Source organism: Janthinobacterium sp. KBS0711 (assembly GCF_000988085.1).
GTDB classification, from domain to species: Bacteria; Pseudomonadota; Gammaproteobacteria; order Burkholderiales; family Burkholderiaceae_D; genus Janthinobacterium; species Janthinobacterium lividum_E.
Genome location: NZ_LBCO01000024.1, coordinates 1,058,186 through 1,074,815 on the forward strand (window position 1 = coordinate 1,058,186; position 16,630 = coordinate 1,074,815).

Sequence of the window (16,630 nt, forward strand, 5' to 3'; positions counted from 1 at the left end):
TCGTACGACACTAATTTCATCAGCATCCCATGATTTGTTTCACCATGCGGCGCGGCGACCATATTGTGGGAAAGGTGTGTCAATCTCACCACAGTCGAGCACGTGTGCGCGCTTGTTTTGACCACAGGGAAAGCCTATATTAGCGGGCGCTTCCTGCCATCTTGCTGACTAAGCCCCCATGCTAGTGCGCTCCCCGGGAAAGACGTAAGTACCTCCCACCGCTATTTGCTAAAACGTTGTCATTTATCAATATGTCCGCGCAACAAAAGGCCGGCTTCAAACCGCGCGCGCAGAACAAGATAAAATGTCGGCTCTTTCAAGGATGGAATCATGCCGAGAATCTGGAAACCCTCTGTCACCGTTGCCGCCATCGTCGAGCGCGATGGCCTGTTTTTACTGATTGAAGAAGAGACCAGCGAAGGCATCAAAATCAATCAACCGGCCGGCCACCTCGACCCGTTCGAGTCGCTGGAACAGGCGGTGATCCGCGAAACGCTGGAAGAAGCGGCCTACGATTTCATCCCCACGGCACTGGTCGGCATGTACATGTCGCGCTATCAGTCGTTGCGCACGGGCGAGGACGTGACCTATTTGCGCTTCACCTTTTGCGGCACGGCCGGCGCCGAACATGACCGTCCGCTGGACGAGGGCATCATCCGCACCCTGTGGATGACGCGCGACGAGCTGGCCGCGTGCCAAGAGCGCCACCGCAGCCCGCTGGTGCTGCAGTGCGTGGACGAATACCTGGCTGGCCGGCGTGCGCCGCTGGCCCTGCTGCACACGCATGCGTCCGTTTTCAATAGCGCATAGCAATACGCATTGCCATATTATTAAAGTACACTGGAAAGCAAGATGAGCAAGAAGAAAGTCGTTATCGGCATGTCCGGCGGGGTCGATTCCTCGGTCGCGGCATGGATGCTGAAGGAACAAGGCTATGAAGTCATCGGCCTGTTCATGAAAAACTGGGAAGATGACGACGATTCGGAATACTGCTCCACGCGCCAGGACTGGATCGACGCGGCCAGCGTGGCCGATGTCATCGGCGTCGACATCGAAGCCGTCAATTTCGCCTCCGAATACAAGGACCGCGTGTTCGCCGATTTCCTGCGCGAATACCAGGCCGGCCGCACGCCGAACCCGGACGTGCTGTGCAACGCCGAAATCAAGTTCAAGGCCTTTCTCGACCACGCCATGACCCTGGGCGCCGACCTGATCGCCACCGGCCACTATGCGCGCGTGCGCCAGGCGCCCACCGATGCGGGCCGCTATGAACTGCTGAAAGCCGTCGACGCCAGCAAGGATCAAAGCTATTTCCTGCATCGATTGAACCAGGCGCAGTTGTCCAAGACTTTGTTCCCCTTGGGTGAAATCCCGAAAACGGAAGTGCGCAAGATCGCCGAAAAACTGGCGCTGCCGAACGCGCAAAAGAAGGATTCGACGGGCATCTGCTTTATCGGCGAGCGCCCGTTCCGCGAATTCTTGAACCGCTACCTGTCGTACAAGCCGGGGCAGATGAAAACGGCCGATGGCAAGACCGTGGGCGAACACGTGGGACTGAGTTTTTATACCCTGGGCCAGCGCAAGGGCATCGGCATCGGCGGCGTGAAGTCGTACCAGAACGCGGACGGCAGCAGCGACGCCTGGTATGTGGCGCGCAAGGATATCGCCAACAATACCCTGTGGGTGGTGCAGGGCCATGACCACCCGTGGCTGCTGTCGCCCGCCTTGAGCGCCGACCAGGCCAGCTGGGTCGCGGGTGTGGCGCCGCAGGCGGGCGCCTTGAGCGCCAAGACGCGCTACCGCCAGGCCGACGTGGCTTGCCAGCTGCTGCCGGATGGGAATGAGCACTTCGGCCTGGCCTTCGACCAGGCGCAATGGGCCGTCACACCAGGCCAGTCGGCCGTGCTGTACGACGGCGACGTGTGCCTCGGCGGCGGCATCATCGCCAGCGCGACGGGCCTGGCCTAAAGTTAGCTTGGTTAAGTTGATTTTTACTAATCCAACTCAATAACAACACCTGAGAAAATCGTAGCGAGCGGCAGTGAGTTGTGGCCGAGAAGCGCAACTGTACTTTAGTACAGTGAGCATCGCCGGCCGCAAATCGCGACGCGCAGTAGATTTTATCAGGTGTCTTTCGCGGCGGCGGCAAGCGCCTGCTGCTGCTTGCGCACCATGGCAATCACCGTATTGCGCACGGTTTTCAGGACCGTGTCGGCCATGAACGGTTTCACGATAAAACCCGACACCCCCATGGCGAGGGCCGCCTGCAGCGAGGCGGCGTCGATGCCGCCCGAGACCATGAAAATGAGCGTCTTCGGATACTGGGCGCGGATGGTTTGCACCACATTGGTCCCGTCTTCCACCTGCTCGCGCGCGATGCAGACGAAATGCGGATGGTGCTTGACCAGCAGCGCCAGCCCCAGCGCGCTCGTATGCGTCTGCCCGCAGACATCGTAGCCGCCATCGGTCAGGACCGTGTTCAGCAGGCCGCGCGCCACGGCGCTGCTATCGATCAGGACTGTCTTTAACATCATGATTTACTTCCCTTGCTTGATTTTCTATTGCGAGTTCCACTCAGAGAGCGCCCATCAAAATGCTCAGGGCTAGGCGCGTTGCCGAAGGCAGTACGAATGTACGACGAGGCAAGGCAACAACGCCATGAGCTTTTTTGGGGCGCTCTACTTTTCCCACACCAGCTTGTTCCAGGTGACGCCCAACGTGACATCCGTTTTCAGCGCAACTAACTTTCTTGAAAGATACAGTATTTCCCGCTCTTTTCGCAGGCTTTCGCCCAGCGCACCGGGCAAAATGCCCGCGCCGGCCATCACGGCGTCGATATTGCCGTAGGCGCGCAACAGTTTCGCCCCCGTCTTCAGGCCGATCTTCGATACGCCGGGGATGCTGTCGGTGACGTCGCCCATCAGCGCCAAGAGGTCGGGCAGCAGTTCCGGCGGCACGCCGAACTTTTTCTCGACCCAGGCGTGGTCGTGCCAGACGCCCTTGAAGTGGTCCCATACCAGCGCGCCGTGGGCGATCAAGCCATGCAAATCCTTGTCGGTGGTGGCGATGACGGCCGCGCCGCGCCCCTCGTGCAGCCAGCGCATGACGGCCGTGCCGATCACGTCGTCGGCCTCGACCTCGGGAATGCTGACCACGTGCATGCCGAAGCTGGCCAACGTGGCATAGAAGCCCGGCAAGGCATCGCGCAGCACCTGCGGCATCGGCTGGCGGCCCTCGCGGTAACCGGCATACAGGGCGTGGCGCCAGGTCGGGCCGCCAAAGTCGAAGGCCGGCAGGATGTGCGTCGGCTCGTGGTCGTTGATGAGGGTGCGGAACGACGACAGCGCATGGCGCAGCGCGATCTCCGCCTTCAGGTCGGAATCGGGTTCAGGACTGGCTTCGTAGACGCGGCGTACGATATTCAAGCCGTCGATAGCGAGGAGTCTGGCCATGCGGTAAATGGATACTGATTGAATTGATCATTTTACCGTATGGAGCAAGCACTATTCCCCGCGAATTCCGCTTGGCAGGTTTTACGCGGCGTAACAACGCCTAACAAAACCGTAGCGAGCGGAAGTGAATTGTGGCTAAGAAGCGCAACCGTACTCAAGTACGGTGAGCATCGCAGGCCGCAAGTCGCGACGCGCAGTAGGTTTGGTTAGGCGTTCTCATTTGGCGAAATCGTAGGGCCCGCCCCGTTCGAGCGCCCGCTGGTAGGCAGGCCGCGCATGGATGCGCTGCAGGAACGCCGTCAGCTTCGGCTGGCGCTCATCGAGTCCGCCGCGCATGGCGGCCGCTTCCAGCGGAAAGCTCATCTGGATGTCCGCCGCCGTGAATTCATTGCCGGCAAACCATTTGCTGTTCTCCAGTTCCGCTTCCATATAGGCCAGCTGGCTGTTGATATTGGGCAGGATGAAGCTGCTCTTGACCTTGCTGGCGATGCCGCGCGCGATCGGTTTGACGAAAAACGGCATCGGCGACGATTCGACCTTGTCGAATACCAGCTTCATCAGCAGCGGCGGCATGGCCGAGCCTTCCGCGAAATGCAGCCAGTAGGTCCAGCGCAGCTTCTCCGGCGTGCCCGCCGCCGGGATCAAGCGGCCATTGCCGTAGCGCTCGACCAGGTACTCGATGATGGCGCCCGATTCGGCGATGGTGTTGGCGCCATCCGTGATCACGGGCGACTTGCCCAGCGGATGGACGGCCTTCAGCGAGGCGGGCGCCAGCATGGTTTTCGGGTCACGCTGGTAGCGCTTGACCTCGTAGTCGAGGCCCAGTTCCTCGAGCAGCCAGAGTACGCGCTGCGAGCGCGAATTGTTCAGATGGTGGACGACGATCATGGTTTTCCCGTTAGGCGATGGTTGAGTTCCAGTATAGCCGGGACGGCCGGATCGGGGCGGCGCAAGGGAATCGGCAAAAATAATTGCGAAAAACAGTATTTTCAATTGATAACTTTTCAGTATTCCCTTATCTTGTTTTGTTTCCAATAAGTAAGGAAACCCCCTGTGGATTTCGACACCAACAACACCACGCCCCAGCGCGAAGCCATTACCTTCAGCGCCACGGGCAGCGAATACTTCCGTATCTGGATCGTCAACCTGCTGCTGAGCATCGTCACCTTGGGCATTTATTCCGCCTGGGCCAAGGTGCGCCGCAACCGCTATTTCTATTCCAGCACCCACCTGGCTGGCAGCAGCTTCGAATACCACGGCAATGCCGTCGCCATCCTGAAGGGCCGCATCGCGGCCGTGGTATTGATCGGCGGCTACAACATCGCCTTTCAGGTCTCGCCCATCGTCGGCCTGGTCATGCTCGTGCTGATGATGGCCGTGCTGCCATGGCTGGTCTGGAAAAGCCTGCAATTCAAGCTGTACAACACCAGCTACCGCGGCATCCGCTTCGGCTTTGACGGCAGCGCCAAGCAAGCCTACAAATACTTCCTGTGGCTGCCCATCCTGAACACCTTCACGGCTGGCCTGATGACGCCGTTCCTGCACCAGCGCCTGAAGCGCTTCCAGCACACGCAAAGCCGCTTCGGCAGCAGCAACTTCAGCTTCGACGCCTCGGTCGGCAGCTTCTACAAAACCTATTTGCTGTTCTTCGCCCTGCTGCTGGCCGGTTTCCTCGTCCTGATCTTTGTCGTCTTCGCCAGCGTCTTCGCCACGTTTGCCACCGATGCCAACGATGTCACCAAGGCCGGCAGCATCTTCGGCGCCGTGGCCGCCCTGTATGCCTGGGCCTTTATCGTGCTGCCGCTGTTCCTGACCATGATCCAGAACCTGATCTGGAATCACACGCGCCTGCAGCAGCACCAGTTCCAGTCGCAGCTGACGTGGGGCCGCACCACCTTCATCATGCTGACCAACCTGCTGGGCATCGTCGTCACCCTGGGCCTGTTTTCGCCATTCGCCCAGGTGCGCTGGCTGAAATACCGCCTGGAAGCGACTTCGATGCTGGTGCATGGCAGCCTGGATGCCTTTGTCGCCGCCACCGGAGAGCAAGTGTCTGCCACGGGCGAAGGCATGGTCGACCTGCTGGACTTCGACCTGTCGCTGTAGCATGACGCTCGACCATCAAGCGCCGGGCGCGGCTCCCGTGCCCGCGCGCTATTTCGACGGCCAGACCTCGCGCCTGTACCACGTCACGCTCAGCGTGCGCGATGGCGTGGCCGTGCTGGCCGGCGACATCGAGCGCAGCTGCCCGCTGGGCGAGCTGCACGTGTCCGAACGCAGCAGCCACGCCGTGCGCAAGGTCAGTTTTACTGATGGCGCCTACCTGGAAATCGCCGACCAGGCGGCCTTCAACAGCCTGCTGCACGACACGGGACACCGCGACGGCTGGGTGGTGCGGCTGCAGCAAAGCTGGCGCGGCGCCCTGCTGGCCACGGTCGCCACCGTGCTGGCCCTGTGGCTCAGCTATCAGTACCTGCTGCCCGTGGTGGCGAAGGGCGTCGCGTATGCGATTCCCCAGTCCGTCGAGCGCCAGCTGGGCCAGGGTGTGCTTGATTTCCTCGACGAGCACGTGTTTGAGGCAAGCAAGCTCGCTGGCGCGCGCCAGCAAGCCTTGCGCACCCGGTTCGCGCGCCTGGCCACGCCCGGCGACAGCACGCCCGAGCACCGCATCGTTTTCCGCAAGAGCAAGATCGGTCCGAACGCGTTCGCCCTGCCGTCCGGCGACATCGTGCTGACCGATGAAATGGTGGCACTGATGCCGGACGACGACGCCATCATGGGCGTGCTGGCGCATGAACTGGGGCATCTGCAGCAGCGCCACCTGACGCGCCGCCTGATCCAGACTTCAGCCGTGGGTGCCGGCGCGGCGCTGCTGTTCGGCGACGTGTCGACCGTGGTGGCGACCCTGCCGCCGCTGCTGCTGGACTTGAAGTATTCGCGCGACGTCGAGCGCGAAGCGGACGACTACGCCATTGCCATGCTGCGCCAGAACGGCATCGCGCTGGAACACCTGGCGCAAGTGTTTGTCGCCTTGGGCAAGCTGGACCAGGGTACGCCTTACCTATCGAGCCATCCGGCCAGCACTGAACGGGTCGAGCGCATCCGCGCAGCGCAGCGATAACCCTCACGCGGCGTCCAGCGGGCGCCGCGTTCTTTCCCTCCAGCACGTTCGGCGAATCGAAGGTAGACTCGACAGTTACCAGTCTGACTTTACCGGAGTGCCCATGCACCTAGTACCATTTCGCTACCTGACCTTCATTGCGACGGCAGCCATCTTTGTCCTGTCCCTGTTTTACTACGATCATTACTGGCTGCCCGTGCTGGCCGGTGCGCTGACCCTGGTCGGCATCAGCGACCTGCTGCAAACGAAGCGCGCCCTGCGCCGCAACTACCCCATCCTCGCGCATTTCCGCTTTTTCTTCGAGAGCATCCGCCCCGAAATCCGCCAGTATTTCCTGGAAAGCGACAGCGAGGCGACGCCGTTTTCGCGCAGCCAGCGCAGCATCGTCTACCAGCGCGCCAAGGAACAGACGGACAAGCGCCCGTTCGGCACCCAGCTCGACGTGTATGAAGCAGGCTATGAATGGATCAACCATTCCATCGCTCCCGCCAAGGTCACGGGCCACGACTTCCGCATCGAGATCGGCAACCATCCGGACTGCCCGCGCACAAAACCGTATTCGGCCAGCGTCTTCAATATTTCGGCGATGAGCTTTGGCGCCCTGTCGGCCAACGCCATCCTGGCCCTGAACGGCGGCGCGCGCAGCGGCGGCTTCATGCACGACACGGGCGAAGGCAGCATCAGTCCCTACCACCGCGAAAACGGCGGCGACTTGGTATGGGAAATCGGTTCCGGCTACTTCGGCTGCCGCAACCAGGACGGCACGTTTTCGGAAGAACGCTTCATCGCCAACGCCAGCTCGGAGCAGGTGAAAATGATCGAGCTGAAGATGTCGCAGGGCGCGAAACCAGGCCACGGCGGCGTGCTGCCGGGCCCGAAAGTGACGATCGAGATCGCCACCACGCGCGGCGTGATGGTGGGCGAGGATTGCGTCTCGCCGGCCGCGCACAGCGCCTTTTCCACGCCGTTGGAAATGCTGCACTTTATCGACCGCCTGCGCACGCTCTCCGGCGGCAAGCCGACGGGTTTCAAGCTGGCCATCGGCCATCCGTGGGAATTCTTCGCCATCGTGAAAGCCATGCTGGAAACGGGCATCACGCCCGACTTCATCGTCGTCGACGGCAGCGAAGGGGGCACGGGCGCCGCGCCTCTGGAATTCACGGACCATGTCGGCACGCCGCTGCAGGAAGCGCTGGTGCTCGTGCATAACACGCTCGTGGGCGCCAACCTGCGCGCGAAGATCAAGATCGGCTGCTCGGGCAAGATCATCACGGCCTTCGACATCGCCCGCCTGCTGGCGCTGGGCGCCGACTGGTGCAATTCGGCGCGCGGCTTCATGTTCGCGCTGGGCTGCATCCAGTCGCAAAGCTGCCACACGGACCGCTGCCCCACGGGCGTAGCCACGCAAGACCCGCAGCGCCAGCGCGCGCTGGTGGTGCCCGACAAGATCGCCCGCGTGGCGCACTTCCACCAGAACACCATGAAGGCGCTGGCCGAACTGATCGCCGCAGCCGGCCTGGCGCATCCGCAGGAACTGCGCCCGCACCACCTGGTGCGCAGAATCTCGCCGAACCAGGTGAAACTGGCCTCGGCCCTGCTGCCCTTCCTGGAAGCGGGCCAGCTGCTCGACCCGAGCCAGCTGCCGCAACTGCCGCCCGTGTTCGGCCTGTACTGGCCGAAGGCGCAATCGGCCTCGTTCCAGCGCCTGGACTGATGCGGGCATTGTGCAAGTGGAGCAATACCACTTAATAACCACTTGCGCAAAAATACAAATCCAATACAATACCAAAAAAAGGCAGCTTTTCCGGTGATTGTCCAGATGCGTCACCAGGGGCCAGAATACGGACTTGTCGTCATCAGAATGAATACCGGAGGAGTGGCAGCATGGAGCAGGGTTTGCGCGAAAAAGTAGGACAGCTATTCATGGTGGGCTTCGATGCCCTGCAGGCGGACGAGCATATCAAGACCTTGATACGCGAAAAGAAGGTGGGCGGCGTAATCCTGTTCCGCCGCAACGTGCACACGCCCGCGCAAGTGTCGGCCCTGTGCCGCGAACTGCAGGAAATCAATGCGGAAGTATCCGACATTCCACTGCTGATCTCCATCGACCAGGAAGGCGGCATGGTGATGCGCATCGAACAGGGCGTCACCCCGATTCCCGCGGCGATGGCCTTCCAGGCGGCCGGTTCCATCGACGACTGCGAACGCATGAACCAGATCAGCGGCGATGAAATGCGTCAGGTGGGCATCAATATGCTGCTCGCGCCCGTGCTGGACGTAAACAACAACCGCAACAATCCCGTCATCGGCGTGCGCGCATATGGCGAGGATGCCGCCACCGTCATCGACTACGGCATGGCGGCCATGCGCGGCCAGCGCGCCAGCGGCGTGGCCGTCACGGCCAAGCACTTCCCCGGCCACGGTGACACGGCCACCGACACGCATTACGCCATGGCCCTAGTCCCGCACGACAAGGAACGCCTGCGCGCCGTGGAACTGGCGCCCTTCCGCGCGGCCATTGCCGGCGGCGTGGATGCCATCATGACGGCGCACGTGGTCTTCCCCGCCTTCGAGGCCGATACCAGTGTGCCGGCTACCCTGTCGAAAGGCGTGCTGACGGACCTGCTGCGCGGCGAGTTGAAATACCAGGGTGTCGTCATCACCGATTGCCTGGAAATGGCGGCGATTGCCGACGGCGTCGGCATCGCCCAGGGCGCCATCGCCACCTTGCAGGCTGGCGCCGACATCGTCCTCATCTCGCACCGCGAAGCGCAGCAGACGGCGGCCATCGACGCCGTCCTCGCCGCAGTGGAGCGCGGCGACATTGCGGTCTCGCGCATCGACGCGGCTTGTGCGCGCGTGGCTGAACTCAAACGCAACCGCGCCGTGCGCGACTGGCGCAAGCGCCCGGTCAATCCGCCGGCGCTGATGCAGCCGGCCGCCATGGCCCTGTCGCAGCTGCTGCAAAAAGCGGCCTTGCGCGTGCAGGGAGACTACCGCCCGCTCGACGCCAGCCTGCCCGTGGTCCTGCTGACGGTGGAAGTGCGCTCGCGCAGCGAAATCGACGAAGTGGCGCTGGGCCGCAACAAGGAAGCGCGCAGCTCGATGCTGCCGGCGCTACTCGAAGCGGGCCTGGACGTGCGCGAGTACGCCTTGTCGGCCGAGGCGCTGGACGACGAAGTCAACGAGGCCATCGCCTTTGCGCAAGGCGCGCGGCAGATCGTGCTGCAAACGTATAACGCCATGTTCGTCGACGGCCAGCGCCGCCTGGTGGACGCCCTGCCACAGGATAAACTGTGGCTGGTGGCGGGCCGTCTGCCCTACGACCTGGATCTGGCGCCCGACGCGCAAGGCCGCCTGGCCGCCTTCGGCTGCCGCCCGGCCGCGCTGGTGCCGGTGGTCGACAAGCTGGCCGGCAAAGCGTAAGCGCAGCGCTACAGACGTAAAAAAACCCGCATGCGCGGGTTTTTTTCATTCAGCTTGGTGCAACGGGCGGCAACGCCGCCACCGCCAGCAAGGCAAACGGTCCGAGGAACAGGCCGATGCCGAACCAGAGTCCCCCGTGGCGGCCGCGCCGGCTGGCCAGCAGCCAGGTGGCGACCGCAAACAGAAACATGAAGATCAACAGTATCGCCATTGCCACTCCTTGCCATGCGGAAAGCCCAGTGTAGCCCACGGGCGCGCCCGTGACTACACTGAAATCAGCGCTGCACCTGCATCAGGATCACGCGCTTGCTGCTGCCGTCGGCCGGCGGCGTGGCGGACGGGGGCGGCGGGCTGTCGCAGGAGCCGCAGGAACCGCAGCCGCTGCCGCAACCGGGCGCCACCTTGAAGAAGGTCGACATCTTCGCCTCATCGAGGCCGCAGCGCACGAGGCCACGCACGATGGCGCGGCGCAGGCCGGCCGGCAGGTACTTGGTCGAAAAATGCAGCAGCGCGGCTGCGACGATCAGGGCGACGATGAGGGTTTGCCACATGATTTTCTCCTAAGCGCCCAGCATCAGGGCGACGCGGTATGTGATGAACGAGGCGGCATACGCCAGGGCGAACATGTAGCCGGCCATCAGCAACGGATAGCGCCAGCCGCCCGTCTCGCGTTTCACGACGGAGAGGGTCGACAGGCACTGCGGCGCGAACACATACCAGGCCAGCAGGGACAGCGCCGTGGCCATCGACCACGAATGGGCGATCAGCGGCTCCAGGGTGGAAGCGAGCGCATCGCCCGTTTGCGACAGCGCGTACACGGTGCCCAGGGCGCCGACGGCCACTTCGCGCGCCGCCATGCCCGGCACCAGCGCGATGCAGATCTGCCAGTTGAAACCGATCGGCGCGAAGATCACTTCCAGGCCGCGGCCCAGGATGCCGGCCAGGCTGTAATAAATCGGCGGATGGATCGCGTTGTCCGGCGGGCCGGGGAAGGTGCTGAGGAACCACAGGATGATCATCAGGCTCAGGATGATGGTACCGACGCGCGTGAGGAAGATCTTCGCGCGCTCCCACAGGCTGACGGCCAGGTTGCGCAGGTGCGGCCAGTGATAGGCAGGCAGTTCCAGCAGCAGCGGCTGGTTGCCGCGCACGCCCATGCTGCGCTTCATGACCCAGGCCACGGCCATGGCCGAGATGATGCCGGCAAAGTACAGGACGAACAGCACCAGGCCTTGCAGGCTCAGGTAGCCCCACACCTGACGTTCGGGGATGAAGGCGGCGATGATCAGCGCATACACGGGCAGGCGCGCCGAACACGTCATCAGCGGCGCGATCATGATGGTGACGAGGCGGTCGCGCGGATTCTGGATGGTGCGCGCCGCCATCACGCCGGGAATGGCGCAGGCAAAGCTCGACAGCAGCGGAATGAAGGCGCGGCCCGACAGGCCCACGCCGCCCATCAGGCGGTCCAGCAAAAAGGCCGCGCGCGGCAGGTAGCCGCAGTCTTCCAGGCTCAGAATGAAGAAGAACAGGATCAGGATTTGCGGCAGGAAGACCAGCACGCTGCCGACGCCGCCGATGATGCCTTCCACCAGCAAGCTTTTCAGGTGACCGTCGGGCATGTTCGCCGTCAGCACGGCGCCCAGGTGGCCCACGCCATCGGTGATCATTTCCATCGGCGTGGCGGCCCAGGCAAACACGGCCTGGAAAATCAGGAACATCAGCACGGCCAGGATGATGGGGCCGAAGACGGGATGCAGCACCACGTCGTCGATCTTTTCCGTCAGGTTGCCGCTGTCGCGCGTGTCGTTGCTGACGGCGGCCAAGATGCGGCGCACTTCGCGCTGCGTTTCTTCAACGGTGACGGCATCGATGGCCGCCAGCGGTTTCGCTTCCACCACCGGCAGCGGCAGCATGGCGTCGATGGCGTCAAGCAGGGCTTTTTCGCCATCGTGCTGCACCGCGATGGTTTCCACCACGGGCATGCCCAGTTCGGCCGACAGCCTGGCCGTGTCGATCAGCATGCCGCGCTTGCGCGCCACGTCCGTCATGTTCAGCGCCAGCAGCATGGGCAGGCCCAGGCGCTTGACTTCCAGCACCAAGCGCAGGTTCAGGCGCAAATTGGTGGCGTCGACGACGCAGATGATGGCGTCCGGGCGCGGGTCGCCGCGGCGCAGCCCGCCCACCACGTCGCGCGTGATGGCTTCATCGGGCGTGGTGGCCGACAGGCTGTAGGCGCCCGGCAGGTCGAGCACGCGCACGGGCTTGCCGGCGGGCGACGTGAAATGGCCTTCCTTGCGCTCGATGGTCACGCCGGCGTAGTTCGCCACTTTCTGGCGCGCGCCCGTCAAACGGTTGAACAGGGCGGTCTTGCCGCAGTTCGGATTGCCCAGCAAGGCAATTTGTGGCTGATGCAGCGGCTTGTGCACGCCCGCATCGATGATTGTTTCGACAGCACCCATGGTCATTCCGGTTGAAGCAGCGGTTGAATCGTAATCAGCGCCGCTTCGAAGCGGCGCAGCGCGAACGTGGCATTGCCCACCTTGACGGCCAGCGGATCGCCGCCGGGAATGCCGCGCTTGAGCATGCGGATGCGTTCGCCGGGAACGAATCCCAGCTCCATCAAGCGGCGGACGAGGTCGACGCCGTCCTCCGTCTGTCCTGCCGCGTGGGGCGTGATATGCAACACCGTGCCGCTCTGGCCGACTGCCAGCGCGTCGAGCGTCATCATGGGTGGAACTAGAGTCATGAGCAAATTCCGTTCAAATTAAGAACACCGGGGACAGACTGCTGCGCGTGGCGCATCGCCTTTGACCTGGATGTTGTGAGGTAAAACGCAACTGTTGCGCATTACCGACAAGCGGCCTTTCAAACTGTCCGGACGGTGACCGTCCGAGACAATACCAGCATTATAAACATGAATGCGAATAGTTTTTATTTAGCCCGGAGAGCCGCCCCCGTCAAGGGCTGCGCCATCCGAAAAAACGGCATATCGAGGCGCCGCGCCATGCCGCCAACTGCCGCACACTTGATCAAAATCGCTTGCATTGTCCCGCACTTTGCGCGACAATGAAACTTAATGATAATGATTCTCATTAAAACACTAGCAACAATGCTTCCAAGCACTAGTGTCTGTTCATCCTCCAGCCAGAAGGTGTATCAATGATTGTATGTGTCTGCAACAACATATCTGATCGTGAAATCCGTCAAGCCGTCGATCTTGGCCTGTCCAGCATGGCCGAACTGCGCCGCGACCTGGGCGTGGCCACCTGCTGCGGCAAATGCCACACCTGCGCACGGGAAGTGCTGAACGATCACCTGAACGCCACCGTGGCGCTGCAAGAAACCGTATTGATGCGAGCTGTACTGACAAACTAAAGAAAGCGATGAATGCCATGACGATGATGCCCCCGCCCGTAACGGTGCAGGCCGTGCAGCAATTTGCCGACTTCGACAAGAAGCGCAGCAAATTCGCGCCGCTGATGGCCATCGTCGTCCTGCATATCGCCGGCTTTTACGCCATCCAGAGCGGCCTGCTGAGCCGCGTCGTCACGGCGGCCATGCCGACCATCACGACCATCAGCATCATCGCCCCGCCGGCGCCGCCGAAACCGCCGGCACCGTCCGTACCGAAAACCGTGGAACTGAGCGCGCCCGTGCCGCGCGCCGTGATCCCGCCGCTGCCGCTGATCGCCGTGGCGCCGAGCGAACCGACGATCACGCCGCCGCAGCCGACGCGCGCCGAAGCGGCGCCTGTCGCCACCGCCTCGCCAACGGCGCCAGCAGCACCGTCGCCGACGCCACCGGCACCGTCGACGCCGCGCACCGTCAGCAGCGTCGAATACATCAAGGCGCCGCAACTGATCTACCCGAATCTGTCGCGCCGCCTGGGCGAAAGCGGCACCGTGGTGTTGCGCATCCTGATCAATGAAAAGGGTTTGCCCGAGCAAATCCTGATCCAGAAATCGACCGGCTACACCAACCTCGATGAAGCGGGCCGCCAGGCCGCGCAGCGCGCGCTGTTCAAGCCGATGATCGAAAACGGCAAGCCCGTACCCGTGTACGTTTTAGTACCGCTGACCTTCCAACTGAGCTAGCCTTCCGGCGGCCCTTTCGCCGCTGCCAGCCCGCAAGCACCGCACCATGTGCCCTGCTTGCTTTTTTGCGCCCGTTTTAGTCAAGCGATTTGCTTGTTTCAGTCTGCCAGCCTACATCCCCGGGCCAGGCAGACTTTTTTTTTGGGGGGGGCAGACCCGAGGGGGGAATGGGCCCCAATGGGGCCCATTCCGCTCGCGCAGCGACTGACCCTTTTTACATCTCCGCCCACATTCTGAGCAGGTTGTGATAATGCCCCGTCAGCCCCACCGTCGCCGGTGAATCGCCATGCTCCGCGCGCACGCTCTGGATGTTCTGATCGAGCTCGAACAGCATGCTGCGTTTCCAGTCCTCGCGCACCATGCTTTGCGTCCACAGGAAGGAGCAGATACGCTCGCCGCTGGTGACGGGCAGCACCTGATGCACGCTGCTCGACGGGTACACGATCACGTCGCCGGCCGGCAGTTTCACTTCATGCGTGCCGTAGGAGTCCACCACCACCAGCTCGCCGCCTTCGTATTCGTCCGGCTCGCTGAGGAAGACGGTCGACGAGACGTCGGCGCGCATCGACTGCATGCCGTTTTTCGGCGTGCGGATGGCGCCGTCGATGTGCAGGCCATAGTGCTCGCCGCCCGCATAGCTGTTGAAGAATGGCGGCAGGATGCGCAGCGGCAGCACGGCGGCAAAGAACAGCGGATTGGCCATCAGCGCGCGGCTGACGATTTCGCCCAGCTCCAGCGCCAGCGGCGAACCTTCGGCCAGCTGGCGGTTGCGCTTGACTTGCGCGCCTTGCGCCCCGACGCTGGCGCGTCCGTCGACCCAGTCCGTCTGCGCCAGGCGCTGGCGAAACTGCGTCACCTGTTCCGGCGTCAGCACGCCGGGTATATGCAGCATCATCTTGCTATCCTTTTTTCCGTAAATATCGCTGCCCGATTATCGCATCGCGGGCAGCGGCCAAGAAGATACAAAAGCAAGAACGACCAAACATTTCCCGCCTTTTCAGCGCGGCCATGCACGCGTGCCAGCAGCGGCAAAACAGCGCCGGGAACGCGAATGAGAATGGCCTTCATTTTCCTTAACAAATAAAAAACGGCGCAAGTGGGCAATCCACTTGAGAATGGGTTTTATTCGCACGATATTTACGTTAAAAAGACGGAAAAATGCCGTTTAGCACCGGAAATCGCCGGCATTTTGCGCTATCATGCGGGCATAGCGAAACCGGCAACCTGCGCGCCACCAGGCAGCCAACGCCACCCGGCAGTGAACGCCAGCAGCCTGCGGTTTCATCATCGAACGCGACACAGAACAAAGGAAATCCCATGAAGGGCGATAAAGAAGTCATCCGCATGCTCAACGCACAGCTCACCAACGAACTGTCGGCCATCAACCAGTACTTCCTGCATGCGCGCATGTACAAGCACTGGGGCCTGGAAAAGCTGGGCAAGAAGGAATACGAAGAATCGATCGGCGAAATGAAACACGCCGACAAGCTGATCGACCGCATCCTGATGCTCGACGGCCTGCCGAACCTGCAAGCACTACACAAGCTGCTGATCGGCGAGAACACGCCGGAAATGCTGGAATGCGACTTGAAGCTGGAACGCGCCGCGCACGCCACCGTCAAGGAAGGCATCGCCATCAGCGAAAAAGCGGGCGACTACGTCTCGCGCGACCTGTTCCTGATGATCCTGGAAGACACGGAAGAGCATATCGACTGGCTCGAAACGCAGATCGACCTGATCGCCAAAGTCGGCATCCAGAATTATCTCCAGAGCCAAATGGCCGTGGAAGAATAATCTGCAGCACCCAACAAAAAACCGGCAGGCTTGCCGGTTTTTTTACGCCTGCCGTCAAGCCTTGCCGGTCTGCGGCGGGCGCAGCTTGACGAACAGCACGGCCACCGCCGCGCACAGCAGCAGGGCGCCGGCCAGGCGGATGACGTTCTCCGGATTGCCGCCCAGCCAGCTGCGGTAATACAGGGGCAAGGTGAAGATCTGGATGATCATCGGGATGACGATGAACATGTTAAAAATGCCCATGTAGACGCCCGTGCGCTCTGGCGGAATGCAGCCGGCCAGCATGATGTAGGGATTGCCCATGATGCTGGCCCAGGCCAGGCCCACGCCCAGCATCGGCAGCAACAGCAGCGCCGGGCTGTGGATCAGCGGGATGCTCAGCATGCCCACGCCGGCGGCGCACAGGCACAGGCTATGCATGCGCTTGGGACCGAAGCGGCGCGTGAACGGCACCAGCGCAAAGGCGGCGACAAAGGCGACGAAATTGTAGAAGGCGCCCACCTGCCCGTTCAGCAGGGCCGCGTCGCGAAAGCCTTGCGACGCGGGGTCCGTCGTGTGAAACAGGGTCGCCGCCAGCGACAGCGCGATGTATTGCCAGTAGCAGAACATGGCGTACCACTGGAACAGGTTGACGAGGGCCAGCTGCTTCATCGTCGGCGGCATGTCGCGCAGGGCCGCGCCGATATCGGCCAGCGTGTGGCGCCAGCCCGGCGGGCGGCTGCGGATGGCCGCCAGTTCGG

17 protein-coding genes and 1 pseudogene are annotated in these 16,630 nt (G+C 62.4%); 9 read left to right on the top strand and 9 right to left on the bottom strand.

The genetic code is table 11. The features are described 5' to 3' along the window. Window positions 1–330: 330 nt before the first annotated feature. Both VM94_RS17375 and mnmA read left to right on the top strand, forming a co-directional pair. Entirely contained in the window at window positions 331–810 is a 480-nt protein-coding gene (locus VM94_RS17375) for an NUDIX hydrolase (RefSeq protein ID WP_034745637.1), read from the top strand. 42 nt (window positions 811–852) lie between these two features. Next, entirely contained in the window at window positions 853–1,968 is a 1,116-nt protein-coding gene (mnmA, locus tag VM94_RS17380) for a tRNA 2-thiouridine(34) synthase MnmA (RefSeq protein ID WP_046684497.1), read from the top strand. A gap of 155 nt (window positions 1,969–2,123) precedes the next feature. Here the strand turns inward: mnmA and VM94_RS17385 are convergent, their stop codons facing one another. The 3 genes from VM94_RS17385 to VM94_RS17395 all read right to left on the bottom strand — a co-directional run bounded on the left by VM94_RS17385 (window position 2,124) and on the right by VM94_RS17395 (window position 4,340). Next, window positions 2,124–2,531, bottom strand: coding sequence for a response regulator (locus VM94_RS17385; protein ID WP_046684671.1), 408 nt, complete (start codon window positions 2,529–2,531; stop codon window positions 2,124–2,126). A gap of 147 nt (window positions 2,532–2,678) precedes the next feature. Beyond that, window positions 2,679–3,452, bottom strand: coding sequence for a 5'-3' exonuclease (locus tag VM94_RS17390; RefSeq protein WP_034778849.1), 774 nt, complete (start codon window positions 3,450–3,452; stop codon window positions 2,679–2,681). A gap of 216 nt (window positions 3,453–3,668) precedes the next feature. Further along, on the bottom strand, window positions 3,669–4,340 hold the full coding sequence (locus tag VM94_RS17395) for a glutathione S-transferase (RefSeq protein ID WP_046684498.1): 672 nt from the start codon (window positions 4,338–4,340) through the stop codon (window positions 3,669–3,671). A gap of 165 nt (window positions 4,341–4,505) precedes the next feature. Between VM94_RS17395 and VM94_RS17400 the strand changes: the two genes are divergently transcribed. The 4 genes from VM94_RS17400 to nagZ all read left to right on the top strand — a co-directional run bounded on the left by VM94_RS17400 (window position 4,506) and on the right by nagZ (window position 9,999). Continuing rightward, window positions 4,506–5,558: a YjgN family protein gene (locus VM94_RS17400; RefSeq protein WP_046684499.1), complete on the top strand. Its 1,053-nt coding sequence runs from the start codon at window positions 4,506–4,508 to the stop codon at window positions 5,556–5,558. Window position 5,559: 1 nt separating this feature from the next. Beyond that, entirely contained in the window at window positions 5,560–6,573 is a 1,014-nt protein-coding gene (locus VM94_RS17405) for a M48 family metallopeptidase (RefSeq protein ID WP_046684500.1), read from the top strand. A 103-nt stretch (window positions 6,574–6,676) separates the two neighbouring features. Next, window positions 6,677–8,287, top strand: coding sequence for an FMN-binding glutamate synthase family protein (locus tag VM94_RS17410; RefSeq protein ID WP_046684501.1), 1,611 nt, complete (start codon window positions 6,677–6,679; stop codon window positions 8,285–8,287). 170 nt (window positions 8,288–8,457) lie between these two features. Next, window positions 8,458–9,999 (top strand): beta-N-acetylhexosaminidase, encoded by a 1,542-nt coding sequence (gene nagZ, locus VM94_RS17415; protein WP_046684502.1) that lies wholly within the window; start codon window positions 8,458–8,460, stop codon window positions 9,997–9,999. A gap of 49 nt (window positions 10,000–10,048) precedes the next feature. Here nagZ and VM94_RS28555 read toward each other — a convergent pair whose 3' ends face one another. The 4 genes from VM94_RS28555 to VM94_RS17430 all read right to left on the bottom strand — a co-directional run bounded on the left by VM94_RS28555 (window position 10,049) and on the right by VM94_RS17430 (window position 12,748). Further along, a complete protein-coding gene (locus tag VM94_RS28555; RefSeq protein ID WP_157814699.1) occupies window positions 10,049–10,210 on the bottom strand; it encodes a hypothetical protein in 162 nt (53 codons plus the stop codon). A gap of 64 nt (window positions 10,211–10,274) precedes the next feature. Then, a complete protein-coding gene (locus VM94_RS17420) occupies window positions 10,275–10,550 on the bottom strand; it encodes a hypothetical protein (RefSeq protein WP_046684503.1) in 276 nt (91 codons plus the stop codon). A 9-nt stretch (window positions 10,551–10,559) separates the two neighbouring features. Continuing rightward, window positions 10,560–12,461, bottom strand: a complete 1,902-nt coding sequence (gene feoB / locus VM94_RS17425; RefSeq protein ID WP_046684672.1) for a ferrous iron transporter B — start codon at window positions 12,459–12,461, stop codon at window positions 10,560–10,562. A 2-nt stretch (window positions 12,462–12,463) separates the two neighbouring features. Then, the gene (locus VM94_RS17430; protein WP_046684504.1) at window positions 12,464–12,748 is read right to left on the bottom strand and encodes a FeoA family protein; all 285 of its coding nucleotides are present in this window, start codon (window positions 12,746–12,748) and stop codon (window positions 12,464–12,466) included. A gap of 413 nt (window positions 12,749–13,161) precedes the next feature. On the opposite strand from VM94_RS17430, the gene VM94_RS17435 reads away from it, so the two are divergent. Continuing rightward, on the top strand, window positions 13,162–13,377 hold the full coding sequence (locus VM94_RS17435; protein ID WP_034745611.1) for a (2Fe-2S)-binding protein: 216 nt from the start codon (window positions 13,162–13,164) through the stop codon (window positions 13,375–13,377). 17 nt (window positions 13,378–13,394) lie between these two features. Beyond that, window positions 13,395–14,096, top strand: coding sequence for an energy transducer TonB (locus tag VM94_RS17440; RefSeq protein ID WP_046684673.1), 702 nt, complete (start codon window positions 13,395–13,397; stop codon window positions 14,094–14,096). A gap of 214 nt (window positions 14,097–14,310) precedes the next feature. On the opposite strand, the gene VM94_RS17445 is transcribed toward VM94_RS17440, so the two are convergent. Next, window positions 14,311–14,991 (bottom strand): Fe2+-dependent dioxygenase, encoded by a 681-nt coding sequence (locus VM94_RS17445; protein ID WP_046684505.1) that lies wholly within the window; start codon window positions 14,989–14,991, stop codon window positions 14,311–14,313. Window positions 14,992–15,413: 422 nt separating this feature from the next. Here VM94_RS17445 and bfr point away from each other — a divergent pair, with 422 nt between their 5' ends. Further along, window positions 15,414–15,890: a bacterioferritin gene (gene bfr, locus VM94_RS17450; RefSeq protein WP_010401839.1), complete on the top strand. Its 477-nt coding sequence runs from the start codon at window positions 15,414–15,416 to the stop codon at window positions 15,888–15,890. 54 nt (window positions 15,891–15,944) lie between these two features. On the opposite strand, the pseudogene VM94_RS29070 reads toward bfr, so the two are convergent. Further along, window positions 15,945–16,630 (bottom strand): annotated as a pseudogene (locus VM94_RS29070) (MFS transporter); the annotation flags it as partial.

What these genes read in the sequence shown, in the direction of transcription:
- VM94_RS17375 (WP_034745637.1), top strand. Translation starts at nt 331, where the DNA reads ATGCCGAGAATCTGGAAACCCTCTGTCACCGTTGCCGCCATCGTCGAG.
- mnmA (WP_046684497.1), top strand. Translation starts at nt 853, where the DNA reads ATGAGCAAGAAGAAAGTCGTTATCGGCATGTCCGGCGGGGTCGATTCC.
- VM94_RS17385 (WP_046684671.1), bottom strand. Translation starts at nt 2,531, where the DNA reads ATGTTAAAGACAGTCCTGATCGATAGCAGCGCCGTGGCGCGCGGCCTG.
- VM94_RS17390 (WP_034778849.1), bottom strand. Translation starts at nt 3,452, where the DNA reads ATGGCCAGACTCCTCGCTATCGACGGCTTGAATATCGTACGCCGCGTC.
- VM94_RS17395 (WP_046684498.1), bottom strand. Translation starts at nt 4,340, where the DNA reads ATGATCGTCGTCCACCATCTGAACAATTCGCGCTCGCAGCGCGTACTC.
- VM94_RS17405 (WP_046684500.1), top strand. Translation starts at nt 5,560, where the DNA reads ATGACGCTCGACCATCAAGCGCCGGGCGCGGCTCCCGTGCCCGCGCGC.
- VM94_RS17410 (WP_046684501.1), top strand. Translation starts at nt 6,677, where the DNA reads ATGCACCTAGTACCATTTCGCTACCTGACCTTCATTGCGACGGCAGCC.
- nagZ (WP_046684502.1), top strand. Translation starts at nt 8,458, where the DNA reads ATGGAGCAGGGTTTGCGCGAAAAAGTAGGACAGCTATTCATGGTGGGC.
- VM94_RS28555 (WP_157814699.1), bottom strand. Translation starts at nt 10,210, where the DNA reads ATGGCGATACTGTTGATCTTCATGTTTCTGTTTGCGGTCGCCACCTGG.
- VM94_RS17420 (WP_046684503.1), bottom strand. Translation starts at nt 10,550, where the DNA reads ATGTGGCAAACCCTCATCGTCGCCCTGATCGTCGCAGCCGCGCTGCTG.
- feoB (WP_046684672.1), bottom strand. Translation starts at nt 12,461, where the DNA reads ATGGGTGCTGTCGAAACAATCATCGATGCGGGCGTGCACAAGCCGCTG.
- VM94_RS17430 (WP_046684504.1), bottom strand. Translation starts at nt 12,748, where the DNA reads ATGACTCTAGTTCCACCCATGATGACGCTCGACGCGCTGGCAGTCGGC.
- VM94_RS17435 (WP_034745611.1), top strand. Translation starts at nt 13,162, where the DNA reads ATGATTGTATGTGTCTGCAACAACATATCTGATCGTGAAATCCGTCAA.
- VM94_RS17440 (WP_046684673.1), top strand. Translation starts at nt 13,395, where the DNA reads ATGACGATGATGCCCCCGCCCGTAACGGTGCAGGCCGTGCAGCAATTT.
- VM94_RS17445 (WP_046684505.1), bottom strand. Translation starts at nt 14,991, where the DNA reads ATGATGCTGCATATACCCGGCGTGCTGACGCCGGAACAGGTGACGCAG.
- bfr (WP_010401839.1), top strand. Translation starts at nt 15,414, where the DNA reads ATGAAGGGCGATAAAGAAGTCATCCGCATGCTCAACGCACAGCTCACC.